Genomic DNA, 15,325 nt, shown 5'->3' on the forward strand with positions numbered 1-15,325 from the left:
CAACAAGACCCCGTGAACCATGTCAGGCGGGAGACCGAGCAGCATTAAGCGGTGCGTGTTGTGTGCCGCAGCAAGCCTGCACATCTATGTTCCGGAATTTTTCTTTAGACACGGGGGTGGGTGAAATGTTCCGTTCTGTTCTCGCAATGCGCACAAAACGTGTGCTGCTGTGCATCAAGCGTTCAGTTATAAAGGCTGCTGCCTTTGTTCCGGTCTCGATGACAGCCATAATGATATACGAAGCGGTAAAGTACAAGGGCGGAAGCGTCAGCAGGCTTCAGATCATCGAAATGCTGTTATTCAGCTTCCTGTTCTTTCTTATTGCCTTTTCCGCGGACAGTATCGCCAAATACAAGGGCAGGCTCTACCACCTTTACGATGAGGAGCTAATAGGCAAGGCGTTCACCGGTCTGAAACGCAGCTCTATCACCTTTGAACAGGCTCTTGAGCTGTTTCACAAGAACGACTTCAGAATGGCTCTTGAGATGTTCACAGACCTTGAAAACAGCGGCGACAAGCTGTCTCAGCAGGAAACGGCTATCCTCGAATTCTACCGTGGACGCTGCTATCATATACTCGATACCTTCCCGAATGCGATACTCTGCTACTGGAAGGCAAAGGAAAACGGCTTCTATATACCGGAAATGTCCATATTCGAGGCACGCTGCCACGTGGGGAGCGGGAACTACGAAAAGGCTGAGGCTCTCTACAAGGAGCTCATGACCAAGGACTACAAGTACCGTGACAGGATACGCTGCGAGCTCGGAAATATGTACCTGAAAATGGACGACGGGCTCACTGCCCTTAAATGGTTCGGCGAATCCATAGAAAAGCACGAAAACTACGCAAGCGCTGTGGGCGGAGCTGCAATAGCCCAGGCTATGCTCGGAAATACCGAGAAAAGCGCGGAGCTCTACCGCCTTGCGATACTCAACAATATCGACAACGCGGACGATTTCAAGCACTACTACCGCGGAATAATCGCACTCAGGAAAAACGACAAAAAAGAAGAATAGCGAAAGGAGAAAAGGCTGTGTACAAGGCTCTGTACCGCAAATGGCGTCCCATGACATTCGATGACGTCATATCCCAGGAATACACCACGGAAGCTCTAAAAAATCAGATAATAAGCGGTAAGACTGCTCATGCATACCTTTTCACAGGCTCCCGCGGAACAGGCAAGACCACCTGCGCCCGTATACTTGCAAAGGCTGTGAACTGCCGCAATATGAAGGACGGCAATCCCTGCCTTGAATGTGACATCTGCCGCGACGCAGACAACGACTCCCTCACTGATATCGTAGAGATAGACGCAGCTTCAAACAACGGCGTGGACAATATCCGCGACCTCCGCGACGCTGCGGTGTATACTCCCGAAAGAGGAGCCTATAAGATATACATCATTGACGAGGTGCATATGCTCTCACAGGGAGCCTTCAACGCTCTCCTGAAAATAATGGAGGAGCCGCCTCCGTATATCAAGTTCATACTCGCCACCACCGAGATACAGAAGGTGCCGGCTACCATAGTATCACGCTGTCAGCGCTACGACTTCCGCAGGATAAAGCCTGAGGATATCGCAAAGCGCATAAGCTATATCGCTCAGCAGGAGGATATCAGTCTAACTGAGGACGGCGCTGCAATGATAGCAAAGCTCGCCGACGGCGGTATGCGTGACGCTGTATCTCTCCTTGACCAGTGCTCGGTATGCGCTGAAAAGATCGACGCGGCGGCTGTATCGGATGCCGCAGGCATAGCCGGAAGAGACTACCTCTACGATATGCTGGACGCTGTTTATGCCTCCGACACCGCAAAGGCTCTTTCCATAACCGCTTCCCTGTACGATATGTCCAAGGATCTTGCAAGGCTCTGTGAGGAGCTGATAATGCAGCTCCGGAATATCATGCTGCTGAAGGCTTCTCCCGAAACGGCAGACAAGCTCATAGTATGTATGCCCGACGAGCTTGCGCGTCTTAAAGCGCTGGCTGAAAAAGACGACCTTCCCGCCGTTATGGACAGGCTCTCGGCTTTGCAGGAGTGCCGCGAGCGTATGCAGAGGGCTATGAACAAGCGCGTGGAATTCGAGATGTCACTCATAAAATTATGCGGAAATGTAAAGAATACTCCCGAAAGTATTGACAATTCCGAAATATATGATAAAATAAAACAGTTGGAGAATAAGATAAATTCCGCTCCGAGAGCTGTGCAGAATGTCCCTGCGGCACCCGAACAGCCCGAAATACTCGAAGCAAGCGCCGCTCCTGCGGACGAGAAGCTTATCCCCAGTGTAGACCTTAAAAAGCTGAAGCCTGAGGATATCAAGCCCTGCGACCGCTGGGGAGAGGTCCTCGATGAATTCAGGAACATAAACCCTGCCGTTGCGGGAAGCCTTGACGGCTCATTCGCTGCCACAGCAGGCAACTGTATCTTCATTACCGCTCAGAACCGCTTCTTCATGGAGCTGTTCAAGGTAAAGGAAAACGCGGCTTCACTCGGCACCGCTATCGCAAATGTACTGGGACAGCGCTTCATAATAAAGGCAAAATGCGCGACTACTGTCACGGAACAGAAGAATCTCGCTGAAAGCCTTATAAAAAAGGCTCAGGACAGCCATATAGAAACTGCGGTGGAGAACCAGTGACGCCTTGCCGGCGTTCCGCGTAAATAAGTTCATAAGCAAAAATAATTTTGCTTGATTTATAAAACTAAGAAACCATATTTTCAAAGGAGAATTTTAAAATGAAAGCAAGAATACCAAAGAATATCAACGGCGGCGGCGCTCAGAACATGAACCAGATGATAAAACAGGCTCAGAAAATGCAGGATCAGATCACTGAGCTCCAGGAAGATATCGAGGCAAGAGAATTCTCTGCCACAGCAGGCGGCGGAGCTGTCGAGGTCGTTATCACAGGCAAGAAGACTATCAAGTCCCTCACTCTCAAGCCTGAGGTCGTTGACCCTGAGGATATAGATATGCTCCAGGATCTCATCATCAGTGCTGTAAACGAGGCTATAAACAATGTTGAGTCCACAACTGAGACTGAAATGAGCAAGATCACAGGCGGAGTATCTCTCCCCGGTCTTTTCTGATAGCCAATGGCTGACCACAACGCGCTCCCGCTTGTCATATTAGCGGAGAAGTTCGCTTCTCTTCCCGGCATAGGCATGAAATCCGCACAGAGACTGGCATACCACGTAATGTCTATGGATACGGAAGCTGTCGAGGACTTCGCAAAGGCGCTCATAGACGCAAAGAAAAATGTTCACTGCTGCAAATGCTGCCAGAACCTGACAGAACGGGAGATATGCCCTATATGCGACGACCCCGAACGCGACAGGAGCGTTATCTGCGTCGTGGAGAACCCCAAGGACGTCACAGCCTTCGAGCGTACAAGAGAGTACGGCGGAGTATATCATGTGCTGCACGGGCTTCTCTCACCGATGGACGGCATAACTCCCGATAAGCTCCGGGTGAAGGAGCTCCTCGCAAGGATAGCCGAAGGCGGCGTGGAGGAGGTCATAATGGCGACCAATCCCACTGTAGAGGGCGACGCTACCGCAATGTACATCGCGGGACTTCTCAAACCAATGGGTATAAAGGTCACACGTCTCGCATTCGGACTCCCCGTCGGAGGTATCCTCGAATACGCCGACGAGGTAACGCTGTTCAAGGCACTTGAAAACAGGAATGATATGTAAAAACGGGCATTAAGCCCGTTTTTTCGTAAAATATTCTATTGCTCCGGGACCGACAGCGGAGCGATACATCGGAGGAATATATTTGAAAAACAGTTTTTTGCGCGGAATGTCCCACGGCATACCGATATGTCTGGGATATATCTCGGTATCCTTCGGATTCGGGATCCTTGCGGTCAAGGCAGGACTTTCCGTATTTCAGGCTTCGGTCATATCCGCTTCAAACCTTACTTCCGCAGGACAGAAGGCAGGTCTTGACGTTATTGTCGCCGGGGGAGCCATTATCGAAATGATACTCCTGCAGCTGACTATAAATATACGCTATTCCCTTATGGCACTGTCACTTTCCCAGAAACTGGACAGACGCTTTACCACGCCCCACAGGCTTCTCGCTTCATACGGCATAACCGACGAGATATTCGCGGTATGCTCCGCTCAGAAGGAGCCTCTTACACCTGCCTATATGTACGGCATGATATTCATATCCGCTGTGGGCTGGGTGACCGGCACCGCCCTCGGAGCGGCAGCCGGCGAGCTTCTGCCGGCATCTGTCAGCACGGCTATGGAGATAGTCCTGTACGGAATGTTCATAGCTATAGTCATACCCCCTGCGAAGAAGCAGCACAGCATACTCTTTGTGGCAGTCATTGCCGCGGCACTCAGCGTTATATTCAGGTATACCGTTCCGCAGATAAGCGAGGGCTTCGCTATGATAATATCAGCAGTCGCAGCCTCTGCCCTTGCAGCCCTCATATTCCCCGTCAGGGACGAAGAGGAGGAAGCTGAACAATGAGCCTTGCCACATACATCATTGTCATGGCAGGAGTTACATACCTCATAAGAATGGTGCCCTTCACCTTCTTCCGCAAAAAGATAAAGAACCGCTTTTTCAGGAGCTTTCTGTACTATATCCCCTATGCGGTACTGTCTGCCATGACCATACCTGCCATATTCTATACCACCCACAACATATGGACTGCCGTTGCAGGCACGGCTGTAGCCGTACTGCTGGCTTTCTTCGAGATGCCGCTCATAGTCGTGGCACTTGCGGCTTCCGGCGCGGCTTTCCTGCTTGGGCTTTTTATATGAAAGGAGCAGAACTATGCTGAAAAAGATACTCAGCAGCGAAGCCTGCGCAAAGTGCAGGCTGTGCTGTATCTTCGACCGCTACGACGTGTGGGAGACTCCCGTGTTTACCGCGGAGCTCTGCGAAAAAATAAAAGCCGCACGTCCCGGTACGGAATTCGTTGCCAAGGACGGCGGCTACATATTCAGAGTAGGCGAGCTCAGGGGAGACGAGCTGTTCTCGTGCCCTGCCCTCACGGAAAAGGGCTGTATGCTGGGCGACGAAAAGCCCTTCGACTGCCGTATATGGCCCTACCGTATAATGGAGGTAGGCGGCAGACGGGCTATAACCTTCGCTTCCATATGCGACGAGCTCTATCACCGACCGCTCTCACAGCTGGTGGGACTGCTGAAGGAGGGTCTTGCGGATATAATCTTTGCTTATGCCGACGAACACCCTGAGATAGTAAAGCCCTATTACGAGGGCTATCCCGTCCTCATGTTCGAGAGGAAGCCCCTGTAAGGGCTTTTCGCTCAGGCAGCACCAAAACTCTCAACTCTCAATTCTCAACTCTCAACTTTTCTCAGGTCCTGTCCTGATTCACGGAGAAGATATCCGCTACCTCAGTGAGTGTTATGTAGGCGAGAGGGTCTATTTTCTGCACTATCCCCTTCATCTTCATGACCTGAAAGCGGTTCACCACAAAATACAGCACGGTGCGCTCCTCGCCGGAGTAGCCGCCCATTGCCTTTATCAGCGTCATTCCGCAGCCGAATTCCGACATGAGCTGCTTTTTTATATCATCGGGCTTCGCGGTTATTATCATTGCCGCTTTTTCACGCTGCAGACCGTCAACTATGTAATCCACGGTTTTCAGAGCGGCTCCGTATGTAACGATCGAGTAAAGAGGAAGTATCCAGCTGTGTATCACGGCTCCGCATATAATATACAGGATAACATTGTAGACCATGACGAAGGAGCCCACAGACAGTCCGAGGCGCTTTGAGAATATCACAGCCATTACCTCTATGCCGTCCATAGCTCCGCCGAAGCGTATGGCGAGGCCGCTGCCTATACCGGATATCACGCCGCCGAACAGAGCGCAGAGCAGCAGGTCCGTACCCGCAAGGGGCGAGGCTATGCTCACGTCTATTGGAAGTACGTCAGTTATGAGCCATGACATCACAGAGTACACCGCTACAGTATATATGGCTGAAAACGTAAAGTTTCTGCCCTGCTTTTTCAGTCCGTACAGAAAAAGCGGTATATTGAGCAGTATCAGAAAAAACGAAAGGGATAAAGCGTCGGGAGTCACCTGCGCAAGCAGCATAGAGGTGCCGGATACGCCGCTGTCATAGAGCTTTACCGGCATGAGAAAAAGCGTAATGCCGAAGGCGTTGACTATTCCCGCCACAGTCAGCATGAACAGACGGAACGGACTTATCTCTCTTATTATTTCAAGAATTTTCTTCATATTTGCCCCCTTTGTAACTGTTTTACAAAAAGGGGCATTTTCTATGCGAAAATGCCCCTTTGCACGATCACTTCTTGATCTTCTCGACGATGTCCCCGACCTTGTCCTTGACCTTTTCGATGTTCTCCTTGGTAGCCACCTTGCTGACCATATCCTTAGCCTTTTCGATATTGTCCTTTGTTGCTACCTTTGAAACAGTCTTTTCGATCTTCTCATCGGGGAGGTCGATACCTGTTTTTTTCTCAACGAATTCTACTGCCTTTTTGATCTCCATAGGGGATACCTTCTTTCGATAAAATTTATATACCCATTGTAGCACACTTTTTTTGCAATTGCAATATTTGTGCGCTATTTTTTTCATCTTATCCGGATATGACGCAAAACAGCCGCAACACATAAATGCTGCGGCTGTTATAATCTTATTGCTGTTCCGGCGGCTGCTGTGCAGGCGGTTCAGGCGGAGCTGAAGTCGGTGCAGGGGGTGCAGGCGAAACTGAAGGAGGTGCAGACGGAGCTGCGCCGATGTTCACAGTTTTGGCGTTAGCTATCCCCAGGTAGCACGCCGCGGCAGTCACCAGCATCATCAGGATACTCAGGACTAATCCGAATTTGGTATTTACCTTTATGTATTCAGCATATTCCTTCGGGATATCATAATAGCTGCGGAAGGTCATCCTGAACAGCAGCATTGCGGCAGCTGAAGCAGCGCTTACGATAGAAGCTGTTTTCAGTGACTTTTTGTTATCATTGCGGAAGAGCACAACTGTGACCGCAATACCACCTGCAAAAGCAGTGAGCAGGAATACATTGGGCTTGGAATCGCTGTCAGCATTCTTTGCGATATCGTCGTCCTTCTTCTCAATGCCGAACATCATACGGAATCCGGAGTAGTTTTCCTTAATGGACTTGTCCTTTGTACATGATACAGAAACGAACGGAAGGAAAAATGCTATCAGCGCGACCAGTACACATACCTTGGCGATAAGCACGAGAGGCAGCCCTGACGTTTTTTGGGCGGCAATATCGGTAACGGAACCTGCGAGCTCCTTGACAGAAGCACCGCCTGCTGAAAGAGTAGCGGTTTTTGGCTTGAGATCGCCTCCGCATGACGTACAGGTCTCAGAGCCGTCCGGTATCTGAGCGCCACAGTGTTTGCAATACATAAAGATGACCTCCTTAAAAATATAATGATAATACATTTTATCATATTATCACAATTCTGTCAACAGTTTCACACAAAAAACGTAAAAATCGCTGCATTCAGCAAGACAGAAAAACCGGCGGATCTGATCCGCCGGTCTGAATTACTATTGATAAGCTCAGAGCTTCTTCTTCTCTTCCTCTATCATTTTGATAAGGTCATCCACAGACATATTCGAGGGCGATTTCTTCTTTTCGTTGCGCTCGCTCTTGTCGATTATATCCGAGATATCGGGAGTGCTGCTCTTCTTTGCCTTAGGAGCAGCTGATGAAGGAGCTGACTGGCTCCTCAGAGGAGTTGTCTTGGGAACGTCGTTCCTTGACATCTCCGCAAGCTGAGTCTTTGAAAGGATACCTGTATTATCCGGTACAGCCTCCGGAGCTGCGGGTTTCTGTATCTTGCCGGTATTAATATTTTCGTTCTTTACGCTGAATGTACCTGTACGCTCAGCCTCGGAAGTCTTTCTGAGCATTTCCTCTCTGAGTGCGTCAGCTGTAGGAGCTGTAGATGAAGAACCGCCCACGTTCTTGGCAGCGAAAGTGCTTTCGGCGCTGCGCTGAGCCTTGAACTGCATTGTACGCTCCTTTTCCTTCTGATAGGGAGAATCGTGATTGACCTTCTTCTGGCTGAAGTTCTCAGCTATGGACATCTTCTTGCGCTCAAGCTCGTCGCTGGGCTGTATCTCCTGAGAAGGCTCAAAGAGAGGATTCGCGGACTTGTCGTGGAGATTTCTTCTGTTCTCCGACATTGCTCTTTCCTTTTCCTTCTCGTCATACTCATAGAAGCCGAATTCATCATCGTCCTCGCCCTTTGCGGAAGCTATCTTTGCGATGAAGAATATCACAAGGAGCACACAGGGAAGTACAAGAAGCGACATTATGCCCTTTATGCTCGACGCAAAGGTTATGAAGGAACCGATGAGCACGCTCTGATTGTGACCTGTACAGAGAGCAAGTATCTTGTCCTTGGTTATCGACTCCTCGCTGCCAACTCTTGAAGCGTCGGCAGTTATGAACTTCTGTGTGCCGTCATCGGCTGTTACTATATCGAAGATACTGAGTACCTTGAGAGTTTCGGGAGCGTCCGCTGGATAGCAGAGCACGATATCGCCCTTGGCAATGGAGGTCTTTTCTGCCGGTGCAGCAAGAAGGGCAGCCCCCTCGGTAACGCTTGAACCCATATTGTCTGTGGGTTTCACGATATAGACATATCTGCCGAAGAGCTTTGGCGTCTTGCCGCCTGAGAATGCGATATTGATAACGATCGAAGTAACGATCAGTAATATACTAAGCACTATGATAACTAATTTCAGTATTGAGAATCGTTTCTGTTTTTCCATTTTACATCACCTTTTCATTTTCTTTTGTTGTCTTTTTGTTTCTACACTTTATTTCTGCGGCTAAAAAAAATGACCGCTTTAATTATTATAGCACACATTGTTACAAATTTCAAACATTTTTTAAGTTTTATTTTTTAAATATATAGAAATCATTTCCACAGCATTTTTTTCGGAGTTTATGCACAAATTACATTAGTTATTTCTTTACGTTTACGCAATATGCACAATGAATATTTATTTTTTCAGATGCGTACACAAGTTTTTAAGTGCCTGTCTGCAATATATAAATTTAGTTGACAAATATTTGTTGAAATATGCACTTGAAATATATTTTAATTCATAGTATAATTGATGTGTATACTGCTTGTAGAGCGCTTTTACACGGTTTTTAAAAGCTTGTAGTACAATGCGCGGATATTATACAAGCAGTAATAACGCCGTTCTGCGGCAGATTGGAGATACTATATGGCTACTAAAAAAGTAAATCCTCTTATCGACAAGATCAAGGAAGAGTTTCCGAGAAAGCTCCAGCTTTTGTACAGCGTTTCTCCCGAAGAAGCTTCAGACAAGCAGGTGTACCATGTTCTGTCGTCAATGATCGTAGAGATACTTGGTGCAAAGAGGCAGAGCTTTGTAAATCATACCAACTCCGTTGGCGGCAAGCAGATATATTACCTTTCCATGGAGTTCCTCATGGGACGCTCCCTGAAAACAAGCATATACAACCTCGAACTTGCGGACGGCATAAAAAATATGCTGAAGCAGTACGACATAAATCTCGACAAGATATACGAAATGGAACCCGACGCGGGTCTCGGAAACGGCGGTCTCGGCAGACTTGCCGCCTGCTACCTCGACGGCCTCGCCACTATGGCTTTCCCTGCGATGGGATATTCCATCTGTTATGAATACGGCATCTTCCAGCAGAAGCTGGAGGACGGCTGGCAGACAGAGCTCCCCGACAACTGGCTTCCCGGCGGCTCGGTATGGCTCGTCCCCAAGCCGGAGCTGTCCGTAGATGTACACTTTGAAGGCGATCTGAAGGAATACTGGGACAATCAGTACCACTATATCTCTCATGTGAACTACAATACCGTAGTTGCTACGCCTTACGACCTGTACGTATCAGGCTACGGCTCCGAGGGCGTATCTGTGCTCCGTCTCTGGTCGGCAAAGGCGCCCAACTTCAATATGGAAATGTTCAACAACGGCAACTATGAGGAAGCCCTCGCCCAGAACTCCATAGCCAACGCGATATCAAAGGTGCTCTACCCCAACGATAACCACCTCGAAGGCAAGAGCCTCCGTCTCCGCCAGCAGTATTTCCTCTGCGCGGCTTCGATAGGCGATATCGTAAGCTCACATATGGCTGTTTACGGCACTCTCGAAAACCTCGCCGACAAGGTCGCTATCCACATAAACGATACCCACCCCACCCTCGCTATCCCTGAGCTCATGAGGATACTCCTCGATGACTGCGGCTACAGCTGGGAAAAATCATGGGATATCGTCACAAGGACCTTTGCTTATACCAACCATACAGTCATGGCAGAGGCTCTCGAAAAATGGGACGTAAACCTCGTAAAACAGGTAATACCGAGAATATTCTCAATTATCATCGAAATAAACAACCGCTACTGCCAGTCCCTTCTTGAATGGAACGGCGGAGACAGCGCAAAGACCACACGTATGTCCATTGTCAAGGACAATCAGATACACATGGCAACTCTCTGCGTCGCCGCCTCACACAGTGTAAACGGCGTATCAAAGCTCCATTCGGAGATAATCAAGCAGTCGGTATTCCATGAGGAATTCGAGAATACCCCTCAGAAATTCAAGAACGTCACGAACGGCATAGCCTACAGAAGATGGCTGTATCAGTCAAATCCGGCTCTGACCGATCTTCTCACGGAGACTATCGGTCCAAAGTTCATAAAGGACGGCGCGGAGCTTGAAAACTTCAGAAAATTCGAGAACGACGAGGAAGTCCTCACAAAGCTCATGGCTGTCAAGAAGGAAAACAAGGAAGCCTTCGCAAAGTATGTCAAGAACGAATCCGGCATCGACCTCAATACAGACAGCATTTTCGACGTACAGGTAAAGCGTCTCCACGAATACAAGAGACAGCACCTGAACGTCATGAATATACTCACGGATTACGCTTACCTGCTCAACGACCCTGACGCGCCCTATACTCCCAAGACTTATATCTTCGCGGCAAAGGCGGCTCCGGGATATTACCTCGCAAAGCAGATAATCAAGATGATATGGGCTATCTCTGAGGAAATAAAGCGCAATCCCAAAATAAGCGAAAAGCTCTCAGTAGTATTCCTTGAGAACTACTGCGTTACACTCTCCGAACACCTCATGCCTGCTTCAGATGTTTCAGAGCAGATATCCCTTGCGGGAACAGAGGCTTCGGGTACGGGTAATATGAAGCTCATGCTCAACGGCGCAGTAACCCTCGGTACTCTCGACGGCGCAAACATCGAGATAAAGGAAGCCTGCGGCGACGAGAACATCATAATCTTCGGCATGACCACTCCTCAGGTAAACGAACTGAGATACAGAGGCTACAACCCGATGGACTGCTACAACTGCGACCCGCGCATACGCGAAGCCATCGACCGTATGTACCACGGAATAAACGGCTGTACCTTCAACGATGTGGCTAATTCACTGAAGAACAACGATCCATATATGGTGCTCGCCGATTTCGACAGCTACAGAAAGGCTCAGCACTACGTGGCAGAATGTTATAACGACAAGATGAAGTGGGCTAAAATGTCCCTCAACAACATCGCAGGAGCCGGAATATTCTCCGCAGACCGCGCTGTTGCAGAGTATGCCGACAATATCTGGCATCTCAGATAAGACGATCTCCCGAAACAGATCATACAGGGGACACAGGTAAAACGATACCCGTATCAGTAACGGAATATTGCGTCCTCTTTCAAAAATACCGGAAACGGAGTGTTTTTAATGAAACCATTTTATGATACCTGGGATCTCAGCTACAAATCAATTTTCGGCGCGGTAAGACAGTATGAGACCTGCCGCTTCACGATCAGGCTCCCAAAGGATATGCGCCCTGACTATCCGCCGGTGCTGGTGCTTTTCCGTACAGGCTTCAAGGAGCGCTTCATAACCATGAACGTGACCGAGGAGGAAGAGGACTGCTTTGCGTACTCTGCCGAGTATGAAGCAAGGTATACCGACGTACATTACTATTACTTCTCGTTTACAGAGGATGGAAACCGTCACTACATCAAGAAGGTGAATATTCACGAGGGCGGCTTTGATGAAGGAGAAATGTTCCAGCTCACCGTCTACAACAGCACATATTCTACTCCCGATTTTCTCAAGGGCGGCGTTATGTACCAGATATTCCCCGACCGCTTCTGCAACAGCGGCAAGCCCAAGGAGAATATACCTGAGGGACGTGTTCTCCGCGACGACTGGGGCGGCACTCCCTTCTACAAGCCCGACGAGAACGGTCACGTATGGAACAACGACTACTTCGGCGGCGATTTCGAGGGAATAAAGTCCAAGCTGCCTTACCTCAAAGGTCTCGGTGTGACCTGTATATACCTCAATCCTATATTCGAGGCTCACGAGAACCACAGGTACAACACCGCGAACTATATGAACGCAGACCCGCTTCTCGGCACTAACGAGGAGTTCGCTGAGCTCTGCAAGGCCGCTGAAAGCTATGGCATATGCATAATACTTGACGGCGTATTCTCACATACCGGCGCTGACAGCGTTTACTTCAACAAGTACGGACGCTACCCCGAACTCGGCGCTTATCAGTCAAAGGAAAGCAAATACTACGACTGGTACAGCTTCATAGACTTCCCCGACTCATACGAAGCATGGTGGGGCATAGACACTCTCCCCAACGTATTCGAGAACAATGAGGACTATACCGAGTATATCTGCGGCGACGAGGGCGTTCTCCGCTACTGGCTCGACCAGGGCGCGGCAGGATACCGTCTTGACGTTGCAGACGAGCTCCCGGACAAATTCCTTGCGAACCTCAGAAAATGCGTAAAGGAATACGACAAGAACAAGCTCATCATCGGAGAGGTATGGGAGGACGCAACAAACAAGGAAAGCTACGGCATCAAGCGCCGCTATCTCCTGGGCGATCAGCTCGACTCAGTAATGAACTACCCCTTCCGTGAAGCTATAATGAACTTCTTAAAGGGCGGCAAGCCAAGCGAATTCATAAAATCCATAATGACCATAGTCGAGCACTATCCCAAGCCAACTGTGGACGTACTAATGAACTTTGTGTCCACTCACGATATCGAACGCGCTATAAACCGCCTCGGCGGCGATGACTGCACCGGAAAGAGCAAGGACTGGATGGCGGAACGCTACCTCTCTCCCGAACAGTACGAGCACGGAAAGGAACTGCTCAAAGCCGCGATGGCGCTCCAGTTCTTCCTGCCCGGAGTACCGAGCATATACTACGGCGACGAAGCAGGACTTCAGGGCTACAAGGACCCCTTCAACCGCCGCTGCTACCCGTGGGGAAACGAGGATACAGACCTTATCGAATATGTTTCCGAGCTCAGCCGCGTAAGAAAGTCCATACCAAATATGCGCGACGGAAGGATATACTTCGTTATCAACGAAAAAGAGGTACAGGACAGCCGTCTTATCGGCTTTACCCGTCAGGGACAGAAGCAGGATCATATCATATTCGTAAACAGGAGCGGCGATACTGTCCAGCTCGGCAATATCAGTGAGATACTGTCGCGCTTCACCGACATACAGCCGTTCTACGGCGAGTTCATAGACGATACCATCACGGTAAAGCCCTACGGATATACTATCATCAAGGCAAAATTCGTGAAATGAACCTGTGCGGACCGGCAGCGGATACAGTGATCAAAAGCTCTGGATACATAGCTTCGGAGCTAAAAATATCAGCGATATGCGGAGCTGAGCTCCGCATATTTCTCACCCCTGACTGTCCGTCACCGGCGTACAAGCGTATTCACCAAAAACACAGTTTTATGCAAGGCTGTTTTTTGGCTTTATGTCAATTGATTTCAGGGACAAAAAAGCATATAATAGATATTGCTTAAAAATTATCAATGCTATAAAGGAATGATATATATGAATGATAAGGTAGTCAAGTTCGGCGGAAGCTCCCTTGCGGACGCTAATCAGTTCAGAAAGGTCGCGGCTATAATAAAGAGCGACGCAAGGCGCAGGTACGTTGTTCCGTCCGCTCCCGGAAAGCGCTTTTCCGATGATATAAAGATCACGGATATGCTGTATAAATGCGGAGAGCTGGCAGGCAGCGGCATGGACTTCTCAAAGGAGTTCGGTATCATAAAGGACAGATACAACGGTATAATCTCCGAACTGGGCATAGATATGTCACTTGAAGAGGAGTTCAGCGCTATCGCGGACGAGCTTAAAAAGCGCCCTTCAAAGGACTTTGCAGCAAGCCGCGGAGAGTATCTCAACGGCAAGGTGCTGGCTAAATACCTCGGCTTCACCTTTGTTGATGCCGCTGATATAATCGTATTCGACACGAAAGGAGTGCTCCTCCTTGACGAGACCGTAAAGGCTGTACGCGAAAAGCTCAGCGGTCTTGACAACGCAGTTATCCCCGGTTTCTACGGAAGGACCACAGAGGGCTTCATAAAGACATTCTCACGCGGCGGCTCGGACGTTACCGGCTCTATAATCGCAAATGCGGTAAAGGCTGATATCTACGAGAACTGGACAGACGTTTCCGGCTTCCTCGTTGCAGACCCCAGAATAGTCGATACTCCCGACGTTATAGAAGTGATCACATACCGTGAGCTCCGCGAGCTCGCTTACATGGGAGCCTCAGTGCTCCACGAGGACGCTATATTCCCCGTGCGCTCGGCAGGTATACCTATAAACATAAGAAATACCAACTCCCCTGAGGACGCAGGCACTATGATAGTGGGCGACGATTTCGATTTCAGCAAGGAAAGCGTAAAGCATACTATCACAGGTATCGCCGGCAAGAAGGGCTTCAGCACTATCAATATCGAAAAAGCCATGATGAACAACGAGACCGGATTCGGTATGAAGGTGCTCAAGGTCCTCTATGACAACGGTCTTTCCTTCGAGCATATGCCCTCAGGTATCGACACCATGAGCATTACTCTCAGCACAGAAAAACTCAACCCTGTACGTGACAAGGTGCTTGCAGATCTCCGCAGGGCTGTTTCTCCCGACCACCTCGAAATAGAGGACGGTATCGCTCTACTTGCGGTAGTCGGACGCAGAATGAAGAACACAAGGGGTACAGTTGCGCGTATCTTCGCTTCTATGGCTCATGCGCGTATCAACGTAAAGATGATAGATCAGGGCTCCAGCGAGCTCAATGTTATCATCGGCGTAAGCGAGAACGATCTCCCTGAGGCTATCCGCAGGATATACGATATGTTCATCAATTCCGAGAAGAAGTGATATAAAAAAGGCGCTCATTGAGCGCCTTTTGATTTTATCAGCCTTGCTTTGCGGATGTCTAACGAGCTAAAGGCTAATGGC

14 protein-coding genes and 1 other RNA gene are annotated in these 15,325 nt (G+C 49.1%); 11 read left to right on the plus strand and 4 right to left on the minus strand.

The annotated features are described in order from the left end of the window. The 8 genes from ffs to QZZ36_RS09805 all read left to right on the plus strand — a co-directional run. An RNA gene (ffs, locus tag QZZ36_RS09770) (signal recognition particle sRNA small type) lies at positions 1 to 85 on the plus strand; the annotation flags it as partial. A 40-nt stretch (positions 86 to 125) separates the two neighbouring features. After that, on the plus strand, positions 126 to 1,016 hold the full coding sequence (locus QZZ36_RS09775) for a hypothetical protein (RefSeq protein WP_295080769.1): 891 nt from the start codon (positions 126 to 128) through the stop codon (positions 1,014 to 1,016). 17 nt (positions 1,017 to 1,033) lie between these two features. Beyond that, positions 1,034 to 2,641, plus strand: a complete 1,608-nt coding sequence (gene dnaX / locus QZZ36_RS09780; protein WP_295080772.1) for a DNA polymerase III subunit gamma/tau — start codon at positions 1,034 to 1,036, stop codon at positions 2,639 to 2,641. 98 nt (positions 2,642 to 2,739) lie between these two features. Continuing rightward, a complete protein-coding gene (locus QZZ36_RS09785) occupies positions 2,740 to 3,090 on the plus strand; it encodes a YbaB/EbfC family nucleoid-associated protein (protein ID WP_295080775.1) in 351 nt (116 codons plus the stop codon). Positions 3,091 to 3,096: 6 nt separating this feature from the next. Then, complete coding sequence (gene recR, locus QZZ36_RS09790; RefSeq protein ID WP_295080778.1) at positions 3,097 to 3,699, plus strand: recombination mediator RecR; 603 nt, start codon at positions 3,097 to 3,099, stop codon at positions 3,697 to 3,699. Between the two features lie 82 nt (positions 3,700 to 3,781). Continuing rightward, positions 3,782 to 4,489: an AzlC family ABC transporter permease gene (locus tag QZZ36_RS09795; protein ID WP_295080781.1), complete on the plus strand. Its 708-nt coding sequence runs from the start codon at positions 3,782 to 3,784 to the stop codon at positions 4,487 to 4,489. Further along, positions 4,486 to 4,785, plus strand: a complete 300-nt coding sequence (locus tag QZZ36_RS09800; protein WP_295080784.1) for an AzlD domain-containing protein — start codon at positions 4,486 to 4,488, stop codon at positions 4,783 to 4,785. The genes QZZ36_RS09795 and QZZ36_RS09800 overlap by 4 nt, the downstream gene beginning before the upstream one ends. A gap of 13 nt (positions 4,786 to 4,798) precedes the next feature. Next, on the plus strand, positions 4,799 to 5,284 hold the full coding sequence (locus QZZ36_RS09805; RefSeq protein WP_295080787.1) for a hypothetical protein: 486 nt from the start codon (positions 4,799 to 4,801) through the stop codon (positions 5,282 to 5,284). A gap of 61 nt (positions 5,285 to 5,345) precedes the next feature. Here QZZ36_RS09805 and QZZ36_RS09810 read toward each other — a convergent pair whose 3' ends face one another. From QZZ36_RS09810 to QZZ36_RS09825, 4 genes are all read right to left on the minus strand, one after another. Next, on the minus strand, positions 5,346 to 6,236 hold the full coding sequence (locus tag QZZ36_RS09810) for a YitT family protein (RefSeq protein WP_295080790.1): 891 nt from the start codon (positions 6,234 to 6,236) through the stop codon (positions 5,346 to 5,348). A gap of 67 nt (positions 6,237 to 6,303) precedes the next feature. Beyond that, positions 6,304 to 6,510, minus strand: a complete 207-nt coding sequence (locus QZZ36_RS09815; protein WP_295080793.1) for a hypothetical protein — start codon at positions 6,508 to 6,510, stop codon at positions 6,304 to 6,306. Between the two features lie 145 nt (positions 6,511 to 6,655). Further along, positions 6,656 to 7,399, minus strand: a complete 744-nt coding sequence (locus QZZ36_RS09820) for a zinc ribbon domain-containing protein (protein WP_295080796.1) — start codon at positions 7,397 to 7,399, stop codon at positions 6,656 to 6,658. A gap of 156 nt (positions 7,400 to 7,555) precedes the next feature. Beyond that, positions 7,556 to 8,776, minus strand: a complete 1,221-nt coding sequence (locus QZZ36_RS09825; protein ID WP_295080799.1) for a hypothetical protein — start codon at positions 8,774 to 8,776, stop codon at positions 7,556 to 7,558. Between the two features lie 465 nt (positions 8,777 to 9,241). Here QZZ36_RS09825 and QZZ36_RS09830 point away from each other — a divergent pair, with 465 nt between their 5' ends. From QZZ36_RS09830 to QZZ36_RS09840, 3 genes are all read left to right on the plus strand, one after another. Continuing rightward, positions 9,242 to 11,650, plus strand: coding sequence for a glycogen/starch/alpha-glucan phosphorylase (locus tag QZZ36_RS09830; protein ID WP_295080802.1), 2,409 nt, complete (start codon positions 9,242 to 9,244; stop codon positions 11,648 to 11,650). 108 nt (positions 11,651 to 11,758) lie between these two features. Continuing rightward, positions 11,759 to 13,645, plus strand: a complete 1,887-nt coding sequence (locus QZZ36_RS09835; RefSeq protein WP_295080805.1) for a glycoside hydrolase family 13 protein — start codon at positions 11,759 to 11,761, stop codon at positions 13,643 to 13,645. Between the two features lie 261 nt (positions 13,646 to 13,906). Next, a complete protein-coding gene (locus QZZ36_RS09840; RefSeq protein ID WP_295080809.1) occupies positions 13,907 to 15,244 on the plus strand; it encodes an aspartate kinase in 1,338 nt (445 codons plus the stop codon). The last annotated feature ends 81 nt before the right edge of the window (positions 15,245 to 15,325 follow it).

It is taken from the genome of Ruminococcus sp. (assembly GCF_016287535.1).
Classification (GTDB): Bacteria; Bacillota; Clostridia; order Oscillospirales; family Ruminococcaceae; genus Ruminococcus.

What these genes read in the sequence shown, in the direction of transcription:
- QZZ36_RS09775 (WP_295080769.1), top strand. Translation starts at nt 126, where the DNA reads ATGTTCCGTTCTGTTCTCGCAATGCGCACAAAACGTGTGCTGCTGTGC.
- QZZ36_RS09785 (WP_295080775.1), top strand. Translation starts at nt 2,740, where the DNA reads ATGAAAGCAAGAATACCAAAGAATATCAACGGCGGCGGCGCTCAGAAC.
- recR (WP_295080778.1), top strand. Translation starts at nt 3,097, where the DNA reads ATGGCTGACCACAACGCGCTCCCGCTTGTCATATTAGCGGAGAAGTTC.
- QZZ36_RS09800 (WP_295080784.1), top strand. Translation starts at nt 4,486, where the DNA reads ATGAGCCTTGCCACATACATCATTGTCATGGCAGGAGTTACATACCTC.
- QZZ36_RS09805 (WP_295080787.1), top strand. Translation starts at nt 4,799, where the DNA reads ATGCTGAAAAAGATACTCAGCAGCGAAGCCTGCGCAAAGTGCAGGCTG.
- QZZ36_RS09810 (WP_295080790.1), bottom strand. Translation starts at nt 6,236, where the DNA reads ATGAAGAAAATTCTTGAAATAATAAGAGAGATAAGTCCGTTCCGTCTG.
- QZZ36_RS09815 (WP_295080793.1), bottom strand. Translation starts at nt 6,510, where the DNA reads ATGGAGATCAAAAAGGCAGTAGAATTCGTTGAGAAAAAAACAGGTATC.
- QZZ36_RS09820 (WP_295080796.1), bottom strand. Translation starts at nt 7,399, where the DNA reads ATGTATTGCAAACACTGTGGCGCTCAGATACCGGACGGCTCTGAGACC.
- QZZ36_RS09825 (WP_295080799.1), bottom strand. Translation starts at nt 8,776, where the DNA reads ATGGAAAAACAGAAACGATTCTCAATACTGAAATTAGTTATCATAGTG.
- QZZ36_RS09830 (WP_295080802.1), top strand. Translation starts at nt 9,242, where the DNA reads ATGGCTACTAAAAAAGTAAATCCTCTTATCGACAAGATCAAGGAAGAG.
- QZZ36_RS09835 (WP_295080805.1), top strand. Translation starts at nt 11,759, where the DNA reads ATGAAACCATTTTATGATACCTGGGATCTCAGCTACAAATCAATTTTC.
- QZZ36_RS09840 (WP_295080809.1), top strand. Translation starts at nt 13,907, where the DNA reads ATGAATGATAAGGTAGTCAAGTTCGGCGGAAGCTCCCTTGCGGACGCT.